Annotated in this window: 16 protein-coding genes; 7 read left to right on the top strand and 9 right to left on the bottom strand. The window is 63.0% G+C overall.

Annotated features, from left to right (window positions below):
- Positions 1 to 134: 134 nt before the first annotated feature.
- From ACW9I6_RS21010 to pilG, 9 genes are all read right to left on the bottom strand, one after another.
- The gene (locus ACW9I6_RS21010) at positions 135 to 563 is read right to left on the bottom strand and encodes a hypothetical protein (RefSeq protein ID WP_003216800.1); all 429 of its coding nucleotides are present in this window, start codon (positions 561 to 563) and stop codon (positions 135 to 137) included.
- The gene (locus tag ACW9I6_RS21005) at positions 526 to 1155 is read right to left on the bottom strand and encodes a nucleotidyltransferase domain-containing protein (protein WP_457339770.1); all 630 of its coding nucleotides are present in this window, start codon (positions 1153 to 1155) and stop codon (positions 526 to 528) included. Before ACW9I6_RS21005 ends, ACW9I6_RS21010 begins: the two co-directional genes overlap by 38 nt.
- A 62-nt stretch (positions 1156 to 1217) precedes the next feature.
- Positions 1218 to 1541, bottom strand: coding sequence for a DUF6124 family protein (locus ACW9I6_RS21000; protein ID WP_457339769.1), 324 nt, complete (start codon positions 1539 to 1541; stop codon positions 1218 to 1220).
- A 496-nt stretch (positions 1542 to 2037) separates the two neighbouring features.
- Entirely contained in the window at positions 2038 to 2493 is a 456-nt protein-coding gene (locus tag ACW9I6_RS20995) for a chemotaxis protein CheW (RefSeq protein ID WP_003213725.1), read from the bottom strand.
- Positions 2486 to 8326 (bottom strand): Hpt domain-containing protein, encoded by a 5841-nt coding sequence (locus tag ACW9I6_RS20990; protein WP_457339768.1) that lies wholly within the window; start codon positions 8324 to 8326, stop codon positions 2486 to 2488. The genes ACW9I6_RS20995 and ACW9I6_RS20990 overlap by 8 nt, the downstream gene beginning before the upstream one ends.
- A 198-nt stretch (positions 8327 to 8524) precedes the next feature.
- The gene (locus ACW9I6_RS20985) at positions 8525 to 10576 is read right to left on the bottom strand and encodes a methyl-accepting chemotaxis protein (RefSeq protein WP_008434142.1); all 2052 of its coding nucleotides are present in this window, start codon (positions 10574 to 10576) and stop codon (positions 8525 to 8527) included.
- On the bottom strand, positions 10573 to 11097 hold the full coding sequence (locus ACW9I6_RS20980; RefSeq protein ID WP_003213731.1) for a chemotaxis protein CheW: 525 nt from the start codon (positions 11095 to 11097) through the stop codon (positions 10573 to 10575). Before ACW9I6_RS20980 ends, ACW9I6_RS20985 begins: the two co-directional genes overlap by 4 nt.
- A 12-nt stretch (positions 11098 to 11109) precedes the next feature.
- Positions 11110 to 11475: a twitching motility response regulator PilH gene (pilH, locus tag ACW9I6_RS20975; protein ID WP_003213734.1), complete on the bottom strand. Its 366-nt coding sequence runs from the start codon at positions 11473 to 11475 to the stop codon at positions 11110 to 11112.
- Positions 11476 to 11522: 47 nt separating this feature from the next.
- On the bottom strand, positions 11523 to 11930 hold the full coding sequence (gene pilG, locus ACW9I6_RS20970; protein ID WP_003213736.1) for a twitching motility response regulator PilG: 408 nt from the start codon (positions 11928 to 11930) through the stop codon (positions 11523 to 11525).
- 239 nt (positions 11931 to 12169) lie between these two features.
- Here pilG and gshB point away from each other — a divergent pair, with 239 nt between their 5' ends.
- From gshB to ACW9I6_RS20935, 7 genes are all read left to right on the top strand, one after another.
- Positions 12170 to 13123 (top strand): glutathione synthase, encoded by a 954-nt coding sequence (gshB, locus tag ACW9I6_RS20965; protein ID WP_003213738.1) that lies wholly within the window; start codon positions 12170 to 12172, stop codon positions 13121 to 13123.
- Positions 13124 to 13200: 77 nt separating this feature from the next.
- Entirely contained in the window at positions 13201 to 14100 is a 900-nt protein-coding gene (locus ACW9I6_RS20960; protein ID WP_003213740.1) for an energy transducer TonB, read from the top strand.
- A gap of 67 nt (positions 14101 to 14167) precedes the next feature.
- Positions 14168 to 14737 carry a YqgE/AlgH family protein gene (locus ACW9I6_RS20955; RefSeq protein WP_003213742.1) on the top strand — a complete coding sequence of 190 codons (570 nt, stop codon included), beginning with the start codon at positions 14168 to 14170 and terminating at the stop codon, positions 14735 to 14737.
- Positions 14737 to 15174 carry a Holliday junction resolvase RuvX gene (gene ruvX / locus ACW9I6_RS20950; protein ID WP_003213744.1) on the top strand — a complete coding sequence of 146 codons (438 nt, stop codon included), beginning with the start codon at positions 14737 to 14739 and terminating at the stop codon, positions 15172 to 15174. The genes ACW9I6_RS20955 and ruvX overlap by 1 nt, the downstream gene beginning before the upstream one ends.
- A 72-nt stretch (positions 15175 to 15246) precedes the next feature.
- Positions 15247 to 15753, top strand: coding sequence for a bifunctional pyr operon transcriptional regulator/uracil phosphoribosyltransferase PyrR (gene pyrR / locus ACW9I6_RS20945; protein WP_003213746.1), 507 nt, complete (start codon positions 15247 to 15249; stop codon positions 15751 to 15753).
- A 24-nt stretch (positions 15754 to 15777) separates the two neighbouring features.
- Positions 15778 to 16782, top strand: a complete 1005-nt coding sequence (locus ACW9I6_RS20940) for an aspartate carbamoyltransferase catalytic subunit (RefSeq protein WP_003213748.1) — start codon at positions 15778 to 15780, stop codon at positions 16780 to 16782.
- Complete coding sequence (locus ACW9I6_RS20935) at positions 16779 to 18050, top strand: dihydroorotase (RefSeq protein ID WP_003213750.1); 1272 nt, start codon at positions 16779 to 16781, stop codon at positions 18048 to 18050. The genes ACW9I6_RS20940 and ACW9I6_RS20935 overlap by 4 nt, the downstream gene beginning before the upstream one ends.
- Positions 18051 to 18142 lie beyond the last annotated feature (92 nt).

The following is an 18142-nucleotide window of genomic DNA, read 5'->3' as shown; positions in this document are numbered from 1 at the left end:
ACTGACACACCGAATCCGCGAGCAAGCCCGCTCCCACATTTGCTCAGCGCTGTTCGGGAGAACGTGCGCAGAAGTCCCAAAATGGGAACGATCAGTTCCTTTTTGGGACTGATCTCGCTTCATCACCCAAGCCGCTATTTCTGGTTAGTCACCCACTGTTCGACCTCCTTCAATAGCGCTTGAGTATGCGCAATCAGTTGCTCCAACAACCCCTCATCCTCATCCATATACCCTTCATATTCCGCCAGGTTGCGGCGCTCGTGGCATAGCGCAAACAGTCTTACCTGAACCTTGTTGGCTGCGGTGGTATGAAGCAGGCATTGGAACACCAGATAGCGCTTGTCCGAGCGATAGCCGTGCAAGCGCAAGGCTGTGAGGGCGATTGCGTGGGCCGCGTTGTAAGCCAAATCAAAACGGCTGGCGAAAGATAATTGCGGGGTTTTGGCGTCCTTCAATCGATCACGGGCAGAGCGCATCAACCCATCACATTCCGTGCGATCCGGCGGCTCAGCCTTCAAGCCACCACTACGTTGCAGGTTCTCCAGGTTTGCCTTGCTGTCCATCCTTGGACTCCACGGGGTTTTCCCCAATCAGGTTGATCTTGTCCTGCTCCGCCACCCGCTGCACAAAACTATGACCGGCATTCCATTTGCCGATCCAGTCTTCGGGGGTATAGAGCGTCGGGTTGATGGTGCGGCCCAGTTGCTCTTCCAGCGGCATGAGCTGCTCCATGACTTCACTGTAGTTGAGGCTTTCGCCGATCAGCATCAGATCTATGTCACTGGATGAGTGCGCCTCGCCCTTGGCGATGGAACCGTAGATAAATGCCCACTTCAGTTGCGTGGCAAATGGAGCCAGTGCGTTGCGCAATGGCTCATCCAGGCTCAGGGTCTTGCGCACGATGGCCAACAGCTCCGAGTAAACGGGGCAGTGCGGGTTGGCCTGGTAGTGGGTTTGGTTGCCCTGGCGCGTCACCGTCAGGATGCCTGCCAACTGCAAACGCTCCAGCTCGCGGGTCAGGCTGCCCTTGCCCACCTTTGCCCAGCGGGCGATTTCATTGGTGAAGAAGCTATGGTCGGGCTTGCCAAAGAGCAAACCCAAGACTTTCTGCTGAGTCACGGTGAATAGTGCAGTGCTAAGGGGCAGGGTTTGCATGGCAGCGACCGAAGAGTCCCAAAAAGGGAACGATAGGTCCCTTTTTGGGAACGATCAAGTTTTTAGGCTGCGCAAGAAGGAGCAACCTGCTCCAGTGCCTGATCAACCAGTAACTGCCCCAGCTCACTCATCTGCTGAATGGCCAGCACCACGCCGCGCTGGGAACCTTCCAATTCAAAGGCCAGGTTGGAAGTCAGGGCGTTGAGTGAGGCAAAGGTTTCAGAAGCGTTGGCCAGCAGGGCTTCGGTGGATTGAGAGGGGGTGACGGTAAAGAGTGAAGATGAAGCCGAAGTCGGAAAGTAATGATCCATGGCACGCTCGGCGGCCTGGAGTTTGCGGTGTTCGATTTCGGTGTTGTGGGGCGGATTGGGGGTAGGTTTGAACATGATGTGCAGCTCCGATATGTATTAGGGAAGCTGACACCGTCCGCTTGCACGCGAATAAGGTGGCAGCTGTGCGCAGGTGTGCAAGACCGGGCATATCGGACCCCGGCAGACCCCAAGGGATCTCCCACGCACAGCCGCCATAAGAAATACAGCAGGCATAAAAAACGCCCGTTGAATGGCTATGGGCGTTGGTGCGCCGACATGTAACCGGACTTGCACGTCCGTGTCACCGTTTTTTGCGATGACGGACGAAGACTAGGCGCGATCGCAGGGCACAACAAGTTCATGCACAGCGCGAGAGGTTGCAGGAAAAATCCGAAGTCAGTGATAAACAATGTGGCGAGGGAGCTTGCTCCCGCTGGGCTGCGCAGCAGCCCCAATAACTGCGCCGCATTCCTCCAGGTAATACACGGCTGCAGGTTTTGGGGCCGCTTCGCAGCCCAGCGGGAGCAAGCTCCCTCGCCACAAGGGTCATCGTTGGGGTTGGGAAATGCGTTCAGGCCAATCCGGCTTCGACCAACAACGCCTCCAACCCCATCAAATCCGGCACCCTGGCCACATGCTCCCCCACCTGCACCGCCGCCAGTTCCAGCGGGCACAACGGCACGTCCACATAACTCAACTGGCTATCGAGCTTGTACGAGCGCGGAATCCCCTGGATCACCAACGCAATAAACTTCAACGTCGGCCGTCCTCCGAGGGTGTTCAACACCACAATCCGCGCCCGCTCTCCCACCACGCCCGACTCGCCACACGCGGCCTCAAAGCTGATCAACGGCAACTGCCGATCCCGCCAGGTAACCTGCCGCAAATACCACGGCGGCGCATCACTGGCCGGTTCGCCGCGCTGGAAGTCGATCAGCTCGGCCACGGCGACGTTGGGCAACAACAGGTGACGGTCGGCCAATGGCAGCAGCAAGCCGGTGAGTTGAGTTGCGCGGTGATCAAGCACGGGACTTGCTCCAGTAAGCGATGCTTTCCAGCAGCACCGACTCTTGATAAGGCTTGCCGAGGTAGTCGTTGACGCCAATCGCCATCGCACGATCACGGTGTTTTTGCCCGGTGCGGGAGGTGATCATGATGATGGGCATGCGCATCAGCCGCGGGTCGTCGCGCACCTGGATGGCCACTTCGAAACCGTCCATGCGCGGCATTTCGATGTCGAGCAGCATCAGGTCCGGGGTGTGCTCTTCCAGCACGGCCATGGCGTCGATACCGTCCTTGGCGGTGAGCACGTTCATGCCGTTGCGCTCCAACAGGCGGCTGGTGACTTTGCGCACGGTGACCGAGTCGTCCACCACCAGCACCAGCAGCGGGCGCTTTTTCAGCGGGTCGTTGAGGATCAACGGAGCGTCCGCCGCCTGGGCCGGCAACGCCGGTGGCCGGGCGCGGATATGCGCCATCAGGTCGATGATCAGCACCACGCGGCCATCGCCAAGGATGGTTGCGCCAGACACGCCCTTCACCCCGGCAAACTGCGGCCCCAGGCCCTTGACCACGATCTCCCGGGTGCCGGCCATGGCGTCCACTTGCACCGCCACGCGCCGTTCGTTGCATTGCACCAGCAGCACCGGCAGCGGCTGGTACTGGCCCAGCAGGTTCGGCCGGCCGACGGTGTGCAGCAGGTCGCCGAGGTAGAACAGTTCGTAGCGTTGGCCGGCGTATTCGTAGCGCGGCGGGTCCTGCTGATAGTGCCCTTCCAGCTCATGGGGCATGACCCGCACCAGGCCTTCGATGGTGTTCAGCGGGATCGCGTATTGATCGTCGGCACACTGCACCATCATCGCCCGGTTGACCGACACAGTGAACGGCAGGCGAATGCGAAAGTGCACGCCCTCTCCCGGCGTCGAGTCGATGACCATCGAGCCGCCCAGCTGGCGCACTTCTTCATGCACCACGTCCATGCCCACGCCACGCCCGGAAATCTGGGTGATTTTTTCGGCAGTGGAAAACCCCGGTTGCAGGATGAACTGCAACACGTCGCGGTCACTGATTTCCAGGTTGGGGTCGAGCAAGCCACGCTTGATCGCCTTGCGCCGCACGGCTTCAAGCGGCACGCCGGCGCCGTCGTCGCGCATGTCGAAAACGATGTCGCCGCCTTCGTGGGTCAGGTCCAGGGTGATGCGGCCTTTCTCGGGTTTACCGGCCAGCAATCGTGCATCGCGGGATTCCAGGCCGTGGTCGACGGCGTTGCGCAGCATGTGTTCCAGCGGCGCGACCATGCGCTCCAGCACGTTGCGGTCCATCTCGCCTTCGGCATTGCCGACGATAAATTCCACGTCCTTGCCCAGCTCGCCCGCCACCTGCCGCACGATGCGTTTAAGCCGTGGCAGCATGCGTTCGAAGGGCACCATGCGCGTGCGCATCAGGCCTTCCTGCAACTCGGTGTTGATGCGCGCCTGTTGCTGCAACAGGTTGTGGGCGTCCTGGTTGCGGCGGTCGAGGGTTTCCTTGAGGTCGAGCAGGTCGGAAGCCGATTCGAACAGGGCCCGGGACAGTTGTTGCAACTGGGAATGGCGGTCCATTTCCAGCGGGTCGAATTCTTCGTAGCCCAGGCGTTCGGCCTCGGCCTGCTGGCGGCTGAGGATGCGGCCCTGGGTCTCGGTGTCGAGGCGGCGCAGTTGATCGCGCATACGCTCGATGGTGGTTTCCACCTCGTTGAGGGCAACGCTCGCATCGTTGACCTGCTGCTCGATACGCCCACGGAAGATCGAAGTTTCACCCGCCAGGTTGACCAGGTCATCCAGCAAGTCGGCAGAGATCTTCACCATGTCGGCGGCCGGATCGCTGGCCGGCACCGCCTCGGTTTTGGTTGCCGTCAACGCCAGCGGTGCGTCCGTCACTTCAGCCGGACGCACCAGGCTCTTGATGCGCTCGATCAGCAGGTCCACCGAGCCCACCGGCATTCCCGCCGCCACCGCATCGATCATCTGCGCCAGGCGGTCGTGGCAGCCTTGCAGCAAGGCGAACAGCTCCGCCGAGGGCGCCAGCAAACCTGCCGACAAGCCCTCATAGAGAAACTCCAGCTCATGGGCCAGGTCGCCAATCGGGCCGATCTCGACCATGCGAGCGCCGCCCTTGAGGGTGTGCAGGTCGCGCAGCAGTGTCTCGACTTCCTGGCGATTTTTCGGCTCGGCCTGCCAGCGCAACAGCGCGGCGCCGGAGCTGTCGAGGATGTCGGCGGCCTCTTCGAGAAAGATATCCAGCAGCTCGGGATCACTGCCCGGCGTCTCGACTTCGGCGGCCGCTGCGGGCGCCGCTTGTCCGGTGCCTTGGCGCAACTCACGCAAGTGGCTGATCAGGTCGGAGGAGTCGCTCAACGGTTGCTGGTGTTGCAGTTGCTCAAGCAACAGCGCCAGCCGCTCATGACTGGCCATCAACACATTGGCCAGCTCGCTGGAATAGCTGTAGCGACGGTCCACCAAACCTTCGTAAAGGTTTTCCAGCTCAAGGGCCAGGTCGCCCACCGCGCCGATTTCAGCCATGCGCGCGCCACCCTTGAGGGTGTGCAAATCCCGCTGCAACGATGACAGCGGCGCTGCGTTATCCGGGTCCAGCAGCCAGCGTTTCAAGGACTGGCCGGCGCTGTCGAGGATGTCCACCGCTTCCTCAAGGAAGATCTCGACGATCTCGTCATCCACCGCGAAGCTCTGGTCGAGCTTCGCCGTAGCGGCGCCCAGCTCGGAGATGCTCAGCGCGCGGCTGCCATCGGTCTTGATCAAGCCGGTGGCGGACGGGTCGAGGCCTTCATCCAGCAGCTCGCGCAGGGCGCGTACCCGGGCCGGCGCCGCGCTGATTTCCTGGCCGGCGGCCAGTTGGTCGAGCATGTTGATCAGGGCTTCGTGGGCCTGTTCGGCCTCGTGGAAGAAGCGCTCGCTGACCGCCAGGCTGCTTTCTTCCACTGCGCCGTAGAGGTCGAGCAAGGCTTCGCACAATTCGTCCATCGGGTGCAGGTCGGCGAGGTGCGCGCCTTCGCAGAGGGTGGTCAGTTCGTCCAGCAGCGCGCTCAGTTCCTGGCGTTCGCCGGGGTGCTGTTGCCAGCGGCGCAGCAGGCTTTCGGCGTCCAGCAGGATGTCCATGCCCTGGGCCAGGAAGTTGGCGATCAACTGCGGGTCGCGCTTGATCCGCAGACCGGTGTTGGGCGCATTCAGCAAGGCTTCGAGCTGGCTGTTCAGCAGGTTTTGCGTGCGCTCGATCAGCCCTGCTGCACCATTGATGGCCGCGTGAGGGTCACTGTCCAGCTGGCGCACGCCGCGCTGGAACAACGCTTCGGCCTCCAGCAGCAATTCGATTTCATCCAGGTCCAGCGGCAGGCGGTGGGCCTTGTATTCGCGGGTCAGGTGATCCAGCGGGCGCGCCAGTTCGGCGATGGGCAACACACCGGCCATATAGGCGCTGCCTTTGAGGGTGTGCAGTGCGCGTTGCAGTTCATCACTGACTTGCAGCAGCAGGTGCTCGGTGGCCTGTTGCAGGAAGTGGTTGAGGCTGTCGAGGTGGCTCTGGGCTTCGTTGCGGAAGATTTCCAGCAACTGCGGGTCCAGGGCGGCCGGGTCTGTGGCCGACGGTTCGACACGGCTGGCCAGGGCATGCGCGCGCGCCGCCAGTTCGTCTACGTCATCGCGCTGGCGCTGGGCATTGTCGGCAAAATCGGTGATCAGCTCCGGCAGCAATTCCAACACGTCATCCAGCACTGCTTGCACATCCGGGCCCGGCGCGACGCTGCGTTCCAGCACGCGGTTGAGCAGGTTTTCCACGGCCCAGGCCAGCTCTGCCAACACCAGGGCGCGCACCATGCGGCCACTGCCTTTCAAGGTGTGGAAGGCGCGGCGCATTTCGCTCAGGGTGGCCTTGTCTTCCAGGCTGGCGGTGCCGGCAGGCACATAGCGATGCAGCACGTCGAGAACTTCGGCGGTTTCTTCGAGGAAGACTTCCCGCAGTTCATCATCAATGGCTTCTTCACCGGCGGGCGGCGGCAGCAGGCTGCCGGGACGCTGGAGTGCCGGCGGGTTGAGGCGCGAGGTGGGGCTGGCCAACGCATCGGCGAGGAACGGGGTTTGCTCCGTGGGCGTGTCACCCTGCTCAAGCAGTGCCTGGCGCCAGGGTTTTTCGGCCGGCAAATAGCCCAGCGCGGCCAGGCCTTCAGCGGCGACTTCCAGCACCCGTTCGCCCGGGGCGTCGTGGTCCTGGAGCATGCGTTCCAGGTAGTACTCGAGGCTGGTGAGCACATCGGCAAAATGCTCAAGCTGCGCCTCGGAAGGTGCGGCGTCGCCGACCATCAGATGCTCGTTGACGTAGTCATTGCAGCCACGCATCAGGCTCGCCGCACGGGGCAGCGGAATCATCGCCAGCGCGCCGCGCACCTGGGTCAGCAACTCGGGCAGCGACTCCAGGCGCTGGCGGTCCCAATGGGCCTCGATGCAGTCGATCACCAGCTCTTTGGCCTGTGTCAGGCACTGGCAGGATTCGCGGATGACGAGGTGGTGGATCTGCGTCAGGTCGGTGGTAGGCAGGCGGCTTTCTTCGCGGCGCTCCGGCTCGACAGTGCCGACCATCCCGGCCAGCGTGGCCTCGACGTAGAGCAACGCACCGGCAACGTCCATCAATACCGCATCGTTGGGTTCGCGCTGCCCCTGGGCCAGGCCGAGTACCACCGCCAGTTGGTCGATGATCACTTTGCGCGGCTGGCCGAAGCCCAATACGGCGAGGGTATCGGCGATCTGCCGCAGCGGCGCCAGCAACGCCTCAAGGTCCGAGGCGTGCTGACGGTCGCTGCGTACGAACAGGTCCAGGCGTTCCTTGACCCGCACCAGCTCCTCGCACAATGCGCCGAGCACCGAGCCCATCGCGTCGCGGTCCGGGCCGGCCAGGCGGGCGCGTTCGGCGTCCACCACGGCGCTGTCGGGCAAAGCTTCATCGAGGCCATATCGTTCTTTCAAACTTTGCATCCGTGGAGTCGGTCGGGTGACTTTGGCGACGTAGAACAACAGGCTCTTGAGCAGCTCATCCGGGGCCGGGGTGTTGACGCCGTTGATGCCCTGGATCAGCAGGCGCTTGAGTTGCTTGTCGCAGGCCTTGAGCAAACTGCGCAACGCCGGGCTGTTGGCAACCACGCCAATGAGCATGCCTTCCACCAGCGCCGAGGTGACCTGCCACAACGGTAACAGCGGCGCACCATGGCACAGGGCTTCGAGGCGGGCGAAGACCCGCGCCATGTCTTCCAGGTTGCTGGGGCCGTGGTCTTCGCGCAGCAAACCGACCAGCGCCTGTTGCAGCATCTGCCGCCACTGGCGCAGCAGTTCGGGGAAATCCTCTGGCGTGCGCTGGGCCAGGGCGTCTTCGGGCAGCGGCGGGATCACCAGCAGTTGCGGGCTGAACAGGCTGGTTTCCGAGAGCAGGCTTTCGCCGCGCACGCTGCGCAGGTCGTTGAGCAGCGGCAGCACCACCAGGGGCAGGTCGCGCCGGGCGCTGTGTACGCGGTCGAGGTACAGCGGCAGTTGGCCAAGGCCCTGTTGCAGCAGGCGAATGCCTTCGTCGCGCTGGCTGACGCGCGCGCCTTGCAGGGCGAGGGCCAGTTGTTCCATTTCTTCAGCGAACAGGGCCGCGCCGTAGAACTCGACCATCAACAGGCTGCCATGCACCTGATGGATGCATTCCAGGCACTGGCCGATGGCCTCGCTGCTGCTTTCTTCAACATAGGCGTCCAGCGCCGAGCGGGCCTGTTTCAGGGTTTCGGCAATTTCGCCCTTGACCCATTCGAGGGCCACGTAGTCGTGCCGATCAACCATAACCGCTCCCGTCTGAATTCATGAGTTGCTGGTAGTGCTGGGTCATGCGTACACCGATCTCAAAACAAAGGAGATCAACTGTGGGAGCGGGCTTGCTCGCGAATGCGGTGGGTCAGCTAAAGATGAATCGACTGACACGCTGCTTTCGCGAGCAAGCCCGCTCCCACATGGGCTCGGTGGGGTTCTTGAGGGCGCATTTCACTCATCCACCCGCTTCGCCGCCGGCAAGGTGAACCCCGACACCGACCGCCGCAACTGACTGGCCATTTTTGCCAGGTTGCCGATGCTCTCGGCAGTGGCCGTAGAGCCCGACGAAGTCTGAGTGGTGATCTGCTGGATCACGTTCATCGTCAGGGAAATCTGCCCTGCCGACGACGTCTGCTGCTGCGCCGCGTTGGAGATACTCTGGATCAGCGCCGCCAGGGTTTTCGACACGCCTTCGATCTCTTCCAGCGCAACCCCGGCGTCCTGGGCCAGCCGCGCACCGCGCACCACTTCGGTGGTGGTCTGCTCCATGGAAATCACGGCTTCGTTGGTATCCGTCTGGATCGCTCGCACCAGGGTTTCGATCTGCCGGGTCGCCGCCGAAGAACGCTCAGCCAGGCGCTGTACCTCATCGGCCACCACCGCAAAACCACGCCCGGCATCACCGGCCATGCTCGCCTGGATAGCGGCGTTGAGCGCGAGGATGTTGGTCTGCTCGGCGATGTCATCGATCAGGCTGACGATGTCGCCAATTTCCTGGGACGATTCCCCCAGGCGCTTGATGCGCTTGGCGGTGTCCTGGATCTGTTCGCGGATGTTGTCCATGCCGTGGATGGTGTTGTGCACCACCTCGTTGCCCTTGTTGGCAATCTCTACCGAACGCTCGGCCACTGCCGACGATTCAGCGGCGTTGGCCGACACCTGGTCGATGGACTGGGCCATCTGGTTGATCGCCGTGGAGGCTTCGGCAATCTGCTGTGCCTGATGCTCCGACGCTTGGGCCAGGTGCATGGCGGTGGCCTGGGTGTCCTGCACCGCACCAGCCACCTGGCCGGCAGTGAGGTTGATGGTGGCCACCAGGTCGCGCAGTTGGTCCACGGAATAGTTGATGGAGTCGGCAATGGTGCCGGTGAAGTCTTCGGTGACCGAGGCGGTGACGGTCAGGTCGCCGTCGGCCAAGTCTTCAATCTCATCCAGCAGGCGCATGATCGCGTTCTGGTTGCGCTCGTTCTTCTCGGCGGTTTCCCGCAACTGGCGGTTGGTCTCGCGGACCATCACCAGGCCGATCAGGATGATCGAGGCCAGCGCCAGCAAGCCCAGCACGTAGCCGCCGATGGTGTCGAAAGTGCGCCCGTCCGCGAGGTTTTCAAAGCCGGTGGCCAGGTGCGAGGCTTCGTCCAGCAGGGTTTGCGACAGGTTGAAGATATTGCTCGCCGAGGCGCGCACCTGGAACAGCTGCGGCGAGGTCTCGAGGATTTCGTCCACGGAACCGGAGACGAATTCGAACAGCTCGGAAATCTCCGCCAACCGGGCGCGGGCGTCGTGGTCTTCAACCTGGGTGATGCGCAGCCCGGGATTGCCGTTGAGCATGCCACTGAGCACCACGCCGAAACGGTTGGCATCGCGGCCAAAGGCATCGGCGGCCTGCACGGCAGTCTCGTCCCCCGCCAGCACGGTGTTCACCGCCCCCAGGATGCGTTCGGCCAGCAATGACTGGCGCTGGGCCAACGCTACCTGGCTGGCCGGTGCGCCGCGTTGCAGCAGAATATCGACAACCTTTTCCGACTCCATCTGCAACTGCGGAACGGTTTCCGCCAGGGTCGCGGCCACTTGATGCAGCGACAGCACCGTTTGCTCGCTGGCCAGAATCGCATCGGCGTTTTTCAGCAGCGCTTCCCAGTCGGTCTGCACGGCGCGCATTTCTGCACGCACGGCGGTGGGTGCAGCGGGCAGGCCGGTGGCCGGGTCGCCTTTTTTCAGGTAACCCCAGCGCTGGGCAAAATCGTTGCGCGCATCCCCCAGCAGCTTGAACGCCGCCGCCTTGCCGGCGGCAGCCTCGGTGGCGTTCTTGGCGATGCGCTGGGACAGCACCCGCAGCTCACCGGCGTGGCCGATGTACTGTTTGTCGTAGGTGGACTGGGTGTTGAGGTACGCGAAGTTGGCGAACAGCAGCATGATGAACACGATCAGCGCGATAAACAGCACGATGATCTGCGAGCGGCTGCGGGAGGCTTCCTGGGGTTTGACCGGGGTGACGGTACTCATGCGGCGACATCCATGAAACCTGGAGCCTGGGCCAGGGCGAAGGGGCTGAAGACCTGCCACAGCTGGTCGCCGTCGAACTGGCCCTGGATAAACGGCGCGCCGCCTGCGGTGCTCGTCGACAACGCGTCTTGTGCGAAATGCTGCATGCCCACCACCTCGTCCACCAACAGGCCGACAAACACGTCCTGATACTCCACCACCAGCACCCGCCGTTGTTTGCGCGCCACTGACAGCTCAAGGCCAAGGAAACCGCCCAGGTCCATCACCGGCAGCAAGCGCCCGCGCAGGTTGGCCACGCCCTTGATCCACGGCTTGACCCCGGGCATCAAGGTACAGCGCGGTTCGTGCAGCACTTCCGCCACCTCGCCCATGGGCGCCACGTACCAGTGTTCGCCCAGGCGAAACCCGATCCCACTCCAGCTGAGCAGCCGGGTTTCCTGGGACGGCAGGTCGGCAGCCAGCAAGCGGCAGCGGCGGTCGATGTCCAGCAGCAGCTCGAAGGCGGTTTGCGACTCGGTCATGGGAACGTGCCGTCAGCCGGCCAGCACCTTGTTCAGGGTGGCGATCAGGGTTTCTTCGTCTACCGGCTTGGTCAGGTAATCCTTGGCGCCCTGGCGCTCGCCCCAGATCTTGTCGGTTTCCTGATCCTTGGTGGTGATGATGATCACCGGGATGTGGCTGGTCTCGGCATCTTTGGTCAACTGACGGGTGGCCTGGAAGCCATTGAGGCCCGGCATCACGATATCCATCAGCACCGCATCCGGCTTTTCCTGACGGGCCAGCGCAACGCCATCGCCGCCGTTCTGGGCCTTGAGGACGGTGTGACCGTGCTTTTCGAGCATTTCGGTCAGTTTGTACATTTCAGTCGGCGAATCGTCGACGATCAGAACACGTGCCATGTTTTTCCCCACTTATCTAGTAGACGCAAGCCCTCGTGGGGCCCCCGTCAGTGTGCTTGTTCTACTGCGGCGAAGCCCGGTACATAGGCCTTGATCGCGCTCAGCAGTTCTTCCTTGCTGAAAGGCTTGGTCAAAAACTGATCAGAGCCGACGATGCGCCCCTTGGCCTTGTCGAACAGACCATCCTTGGAGGACAGCATGATTACCGGGATCGACTTGAACGCCGGGTTGTTCTTCACCAGCGCGCAGGTCTGATAGCCATCCAGGCGCGGCATCATGATGTCGACAAAGATAATGTGTGGATGATGGTCAACAATCTTGGCCAGGGCATCGAAACCGTCGATGGCCGTGATGACATCGCACCCTACGTTCTTCAACAGTGTTTCGGCCGTGCGGCGAATCGTTTTCGAATCGTCGATCACCATCACTTTCAAGGCGTTGGAATGCTGTTCCATATCTGCTCTACCATCGCCACAGCGAATAGGTTTTCGGTGTGTACTGCCTGATGTTGCACAGGACGAGCGCCAAAAGCCTCGGAATTCAAGGGCTGATGTGCCATGGCAGCCTTTTTAGCACAGTCTCAGAACGCAATCTATCGGCCGACCCGCGTGGTGGTTTTTCCTTGACCCACAACAGCCGCAGCGCCACTCTGACGCCACTTTTATGCGCCCTTATTTGCTAGAGGAAATCCCCCATGAGCGTTCGCGTCGGCATTGTCATGGACCCTATCGCCAGCATTTCCTATAAAAAGGACAGCTCGCTGGCCATGCTGCTGGCCGCCCAGGCCCGCGGCTGGAGCCTGTTCTATATGGAGCAGCCGGACCTTTACCAGGGCGACGGTGAAGCGCGGGCGCGGATGCGTCCCCTGCAGGTGTTTGCCAACCCCGAGAAGTGGTTCGAGCTGCAAGACGAAATCGACAGCCCCCTGAGCGACCTCGACGTGATCCTGATGCGCAAGGATCCGCCGTTCGACATGGAGTTCGTCTACTCCACCTACCTGCTGGAGCAGGCCGAGCGCGCGGGCGTGCTGATCGTCAACAAGCCCCAGAGCCTGCGCGACTGCAATGAAAAGCTGTTCGCCACGCTGTTCCCGCAATGCACGCCGCCGACCGTGGTCAGCCGCCGCGCCGATGTGCTGCGTGAATTCGCCGCCAAGCACGGCGATGTGATCCTCAAGCCGCTGGACGGCATGGGCGGTACCTCGATCTTCCGCCACCGCGCCGGCGACCCGAACCTGTCGGTGATCCTGGAGACCCTGACTGCGCTGGGCACCCAGCAGATCATGGGCCAGGCCTACATTCCGGCGATCAAGGACGGCGACAAGCGCATCCTGATGATCGACGGCGAGCCGGTGCCTTACTGCCTGGCGCGCATTCCGGCCGCCGGCGAGACCCGCGGCAACCTGGCCGCCGGTGGCCGGGGTGAAGCCCGCCCGCTGACGGACAAGGATCGCTGGATTGCAGCCCAAGTCGGCCCGACCCTGCGCGAAAAAGGCCTGCTGTTCGTAGGCCTGGACGTAATCGGCGAGAACCTCACCGAAATCAACGTCACCAGCCCGACCTGTATTCGCGAGATCGACAACGCATTTGGCACGAACATCGGCGAAATGCTGATGGCTGCGATTGCCGCCAAGCTACAAGCCAAGTGACATAGAACAGCCGGACACAAACCAACATTGCGTTATCATGCGCCACCTGTGAAACGCGCGATGTTGGTTTTCTTGTCATGACGCTCCCGTCCGATCTGCCCCCCGAACTCTCCCACAGCGGCGTGCGCCCGGCTGATCGGCTCGGATTTACCCTGTTTCTGGCGGCGTTGATTCACCTGGCGTTGATCCTCGGCCTGGGTTTCACCTTTGCCGAACCCAAGCAGATCACCAAGACCCTGGAAATCACCCTCGCCACGTTCAAAAGCGAAAAGAAGCCCGAAAAGGCCGACTTTCTCGCCCAGGACAACCAGCAAGGCAGCGGCACCCTCGACAAGAAGGCCGTGCCCAAGACCACTGAAGTCGCGCCATTCCAGGACAACAAGGTCAATAAGGTCACGCCACCGCCGGCGCCCAAGCCGGAGGTGAAACAGGCCGCACCCAAGGCGGCGGTCACCACCGTGGCGCCCAAGCCGCAAAAAGCCCCGACCCAGCGCGAAAAGGCCAAGACCGAACCCACGCCTGCCCCGCCTGCCCCGACTTTTGACAGCTCGCAACTCTCCAGTGAGATCTCCAGCCTGGAAGCCGAACTGGCCCACGAACAACAGCTGTACGCCAAGCGCCCGCGGATCTACCGCCTCAACGCCGCCTCCACCATGCGCGACAAAGGCGCCTGGTATAAGGATGAGTGGCGCAAGAAGGTCGAGCGCATCGGCAACCTGAACTACCCGGACGAAGCCCGTCGCCAGCAGATCTACGGCAATTTGCGACTGCTGGTGTCGATCAACCGCGACGGCACCTTGTACGAGGTGCAGGTGCTGGAGTCCTCCGGCCAACCGCTGCTGGACCAGGCAGCGCAACGCATCGTGCGCCTGGCGGCGCCTTTTGCGCCGTTTACCGGGGACCTGAACGACATCGACCGCCTGGAAATCATTCGCACCTGGCGCTTTGCCAAGGGTGATCGGCTGTCGAGCAATTGATGCTGGCGGTGATTTCCTGCGCATCCTCAGCTTGTCAGTTCGCCCCTCCAACGCCACACTAGCGGACATGAAAAATGTCAGCCCGACCTACCTCAAGCACCAATTCCTGATCGCCATGCCCCATATGGCCGACCCGAACTTTGCGCAGACCTTGACCTACATCGTCGAGCACACCGCCAATGGTGCGATGGGGTTGGTGGTCAACCGCCCGCAAGACCTCAACCTGGCCGATATCCTCGAGCAACTGCGCCCGGACATCGACCCACCCGCCAGCTGCCAGCACGTACCGATCTACATCGGCGGGCCGGTGCAGACGGACCGGGGTTTTGTGCTGCACCCCACCGGGCCGAAATTCCAGGCGACCGTGGACCTTGAAGGGTTGTCCCTGTCCACGTCCCAGGACGTCCTGTTCGCGATTGCCGACGGCGTGGGGCCTGATCAAAGTGTGATCACCCTCGGCTACGCCGGCTGGGAAGCCGGGCAACTGGAGGCGGAGCTGGCGAGCAATGCCTGGCTGACCTGCCCGTTCGATGCCGACATCCTGTTCAACACCCCCAGCGAACTGCGCCTGGAAGCGGCCGCCGCCAAGCTGCGGATCAACCTCAGCCTGCTGACCAGCCAGGCGGGGCACGCCTGATGGCCTTGCGTCTGATCCTCGGTTTCGACTACGGCACCAAACAGATCGGCGTCGCCGTCGGCCAGGTGATTACCGGCCAGGCCCGCGAGCTGTGCACCCTGAAGGCCCAGAACGGCGTGCCGGACTGGAACCAGGTCGAAGCCCTGATCAAGGAGTGGAAGCCCGACGCCGTGGTGGTCGGCCTGCCGCTGAACATGGACGGCACCCCGAGCGAGATGTGCCTGCGGGCCGAAAAGTTCGCCCGCCGCCTGAACGGCCGCTACAACCTGCCCTTCTATACCCACGACGAACGCCTGACCACGTTCGAAGCCAAGGGCGAGCGCCGTGACCGTGGCGGGCAGAAAGGCAGTTACCGCGACAACCCGGTGGATGCCATCGCCGCGGCCCTGCTGTTGCAGGGCTGGCTGGATGAAAACACCGCTTTATTTGAATCCTGACTGACGCGGCTTGCCGCGTCTTCTTACGTTTGAGCCCGGACCTTGCCTGCGCGAGGCCTAGAAGGAGCACCCATGAGCCTGCCCAATCCCGCCGACCTGATCAGCCAGATGGCGATCCGCCTCAAGGCGCACCTGGAACACCGTGCCATCAGCGAGCCGCGCTTTATCGGCATCCGCACCGGTGGCGTGTGGGTGGCCCAGGCGCTGCTGGAAGAACTGGGCAGCGACTCGCCCCTGGGCACCCTGGACGTGTCTTTCTATCGTGACGACTTCAGCCAGAACGGCCTGCACCCGCAAGTGCGCCCCTCGGCCCTGCCCTTCGAGATCGAAGGCCAGCACCTGGTGCTGATCGATGACGTGCTGATGAGCGGTCGCACCATACGTGCCGCGATGAACGAACTGTTCGACTACGGCCGCCCGGCCAGCGTGACCCTGGTCTGCCTGCTGGACCTGGACGCCGGCGAATTGCCGATCAGCCCGGACGTGGTCGGCGCCACCCTGTCCCTGGAAGCCCACCAGCGGGTAAAATTGTCCGGTCCCACGCCGCTCGAACTCGAACTGCAAGACCTTGCCCTTTAAACCGCCTTGTAAAGAGTCCCCGCGATGACGCCTCTAGATGCCAAGCGCCCGCTGCAGCTCAATGCTCAGGGCCAGCTGCAACACTTCCTGTCCCTCGACGGCTTGCCCCGCGAACTGCTCACCGAAATCCTCGACACGGCCGACTCGTTTCTCGAAGTCGGCGGCCGGGCGGTGAAGAAAGTCCCGTTGCTGCGCGGCAAGACCATCTGCAACGTGTTCTTCGAGAACTCGACCCGCACCCGCACCACCTTTGAACTGGCGGCCCAACGCCTGTCGGCTGACGTGATCACGCTGAACGTGTCCACCTCGTCGGCGAGCAAGGGCGAAACCCTGCTCGACACCCTGCGCAACCTGGAAGCCATGGCCGCCGACATGTTCGTGGTGCGCCACGGCGATTCCGGTGCTGCGCACTTCATCGCCGAGCACGTGTGCCCGAATGTGGCGATCATCAACGGCGGCGACGGCCGTCACGCCCACCCGACCCAGGGCATGCTCGACATGCTGACCATCCGGCGGCACAAGGGCAGCTTTGAAAACCTCTCGGTGGCCATTGTCGGCGACATCCTGCACTCGCGGGTTGCACGCTCGAACATGCTGGCCCTGAAAACCCTGGGTTGCCCGGACATCCGCGTGATCGCCCCCAAGACCCTGCTGCCGATCGGTATCGAGCAGTACGGCGTGAAGGTCTACACCGACATGGCCGAAGGCCTGAAGGATGTGGACGTGGTGATCATGCTGCGCTTGCAGCGCGAGCGTATGGCGGGCGGCCTGCTGCCGAGCGAAGGCGAGTTCTATCGCCTGTTCGGCCTGACCACCGCACGCCTGGCCGGCGCCAAGCCGGACGCCATCGTGATGCACCCGGGGCCAATCAACCGTGGTGTGGAGATTGAGTCGGCGGTGGCCGATGGCGCGCAGTCGGTGATTCTCAACCAGGTCACGTACGGCATCGCCATCCGCATGGCGGTGTTGTCCATGGCCATGAGCGGGCAAACCGCGCAACGTCAATTCGAGCAGGAGAACGCCCAGTGAAGCTCAGCATTCTCGGCGCCCGAGTCATCGATCCGGCCAGCGGCCTGGATCAAGTCACCGATCTACACCTGGAAGCCGGCAAGATCATTGCCATCGGCGCCGCACCCGCAGGCTTCAGCGCCAGCGAAACTATCGACGCCAAAGGCCTGATCGCCGCGCCTGGCCTGGTTGACCTGAACGTCGCCCTGCGTGAGCCGGGCTACAGCCGCAAGGGCAACATCACCAGCGAAACCCGCGCCGCCGCTGCCGGTGGCGTGACCAGCCTGTGCTGCCCGCCCCACACCAAACCGGTGCTGGACACCTCGGCGGTGACCGAACTGATCCTCGACCGCGCCCGCGAAGCCGGCAACTGCAAAGTGTTCCCCATCGGCGCCCTGAGCAAAGGCCTGGACGGCGAACAACTGGCCGAGCTGATCGCCCTGCGCGACGCAGGCTGCGTGGCCTTCGGCAACGGCCTGGAGAGCTTTCGCAGCACCCGCACCCTGTGCCGTGCGCTGGAATATGCGGCGACTTTCGACCTGACCGTGATTTTCCACTCCCAGGACCGTGACCTGGCCGAAGGCGGCCTGGCCCACGAAGGCGCCACCGCGAGCTTCCTCGGCCTGCCGGGCATCCCGGAAACCGCCGAGACCGTGGCCCTGGCCCGCGACCTGCTGCTGGTGGAACAAAGCGGCGTACGCGCGCACTTCAGCCAGCTGACCAGCGCTCGCGGCGTGGCCCTGATCGCTCAGGCCCAAGCCCGCGGATTGCCGGTGACGGCGGATGTGGCGCTGTATCAGCTGATTCTGACGGATGAGGCGCTGATCGACTTCTCCAGCCTGTATCACGTGCAGCCGCCACTGCGTACCCGCGCTGACCGTGACGGTTTGCGGGCGGCGGTGAAGTCCGGGGTGGTTTCGGCGATTTCCAGCCATCACCAACCCCACGAGCGGGATGCCAAGCTGGCGCCGTTCGGCGCGACGGAGCCAGGCATCAGCAGCGTCGAGCTGTTGCTGCCGCTGGCAATGACGTTGGTGGAAGATGGTTTGCTGGACCTGCCGACCCTGCTGGCGCGTCTCAGTGCAGGCCCTGCCGAGGCGCTGCGCCTGCCGGCGGGCAAGCTGGCGGTGGGTTCGGCGGCGGACCTGGTGCTGTTTGATCCGGCCAGCTCCACGATTGCCGGGGAACACTGGCTGTCCAAGGGTGAAAACTGCCCATTCATCGGCCATAGCCTGCCGGCGACTGTGCGGTACACGCTGGTGGATGGGCGGATCAGCTACCAGGCTTAAATCCGGTCCGGAGTGGGCACAGTAAATGTGGGAGCGGGCTTGCTCGCGAAAGCGCTGGGTCAGTCAATAGAGATGTCGACTGACACATCGCA

This window comes from Pseudomonas sp. SDO5522_S412 (assembly GCF_054071215.1).
This window is presented reverse-complemented; position numbering and strand designations above follow the sequence as displayed.

Bases quoted from the DNA above. Each gene is read 5' to 3' on its own strand.
- ACW9I6_RS20940 (WP_003213748.1), top strand. From the start codon at position 15,778: ATGACGCCTCTAGATGCCAAGCGCCCGCTGCAGCTCAATGCTCAGGGC.
- pilH (WP_003213734.1), bottom strand. From the start codon at position 11,475: ATGGCACGTGTTCTGATCGTCGACGATTCGCCGACTGAAATGTACAAA.
- ACW9I6_RS20980 (WP_003213731.1), bottom strand. From the start codon at position 11,097: ATGACCGAGTCGCAAACCGCCTTCGAGCTGCTGCTGGACATCGACCGC.
- ACW9I6_RS20990 (WP_457339768.1), bottom strand. From the start codon at position 8,326: ATGGTTGATCGGCACGACTACGTGGCCCTCGAATGGGTCAAGGGCGAA.
- pilG (WP_003213736.1), bottom strand. From the start codon at position 11,930: ATGGAACAGCATTCCAACGCCTTGAAAGTGATGGTGATCGACGATTCG.
- ACW9I6_RS21005 (WP_457339770.1), bottom strand. From the start codon at position 1,155: ATGCAAACCCTGCCCCTTAGCACTGCACTATTCACCGTGACTCAGCAG.
- ACW9I6_RS21000 (WP_457339769.1), bottom strand. From the start codon at position 1,541: ATGTTCAAACCTACCCCCAATCCGCCCCACAACACCGAAATCGAACAC.
- ACW9I6_RS20985 (WP_008434142.1), bottom strand. From the start codon at position 10,576: ATGAGTACCGTCACCCCGGTCAAACCCCAGGAAGCCTCCCGCAGCCGC.
- ACW9I6_RS20960 (WP_003213740.1), top strand. From the start codon at position 13,201: ATGACGCTCCCGTCCGATCTGCCCCCCGAACTCTCCCACAGCGGCGTG.
- gshB (WP_003213738.1), top strand. From the start codon at position 12,170: ATGAGCGTTCGCGTCGGCATTGTCATGGACCCTATCGCCAGCATTTCC.
- ACW9I6_RS21010 (WP_003216800.1), bottom strand. From the start codon at position 563: ATGGACAGCAAGGCAAACCTGGAGAACCTGCAACGTAGTGGTGGCTTG.
- pyrR (WP_003213746.1), top strand. From the start codon at position 15,247: ATGAGCCTGCCCAATCCCGCCGACCTGATCAGCCAGATGGCGATCCGC.
- ACW9I6_RS20955 (WP_003213742.1), top strand. From the start codon at position 14,168: ATGAAAAATGTCAGCCCGACCTACCTCAAGCACCAATTCCTGATCGCC.
- ruvX (WP_003213744.1), top strand. From the start codon at position 14,737: ATGGCCTTGCGTCTGATCCTCGGTTTCGACTACGGCACCAAACAGATC.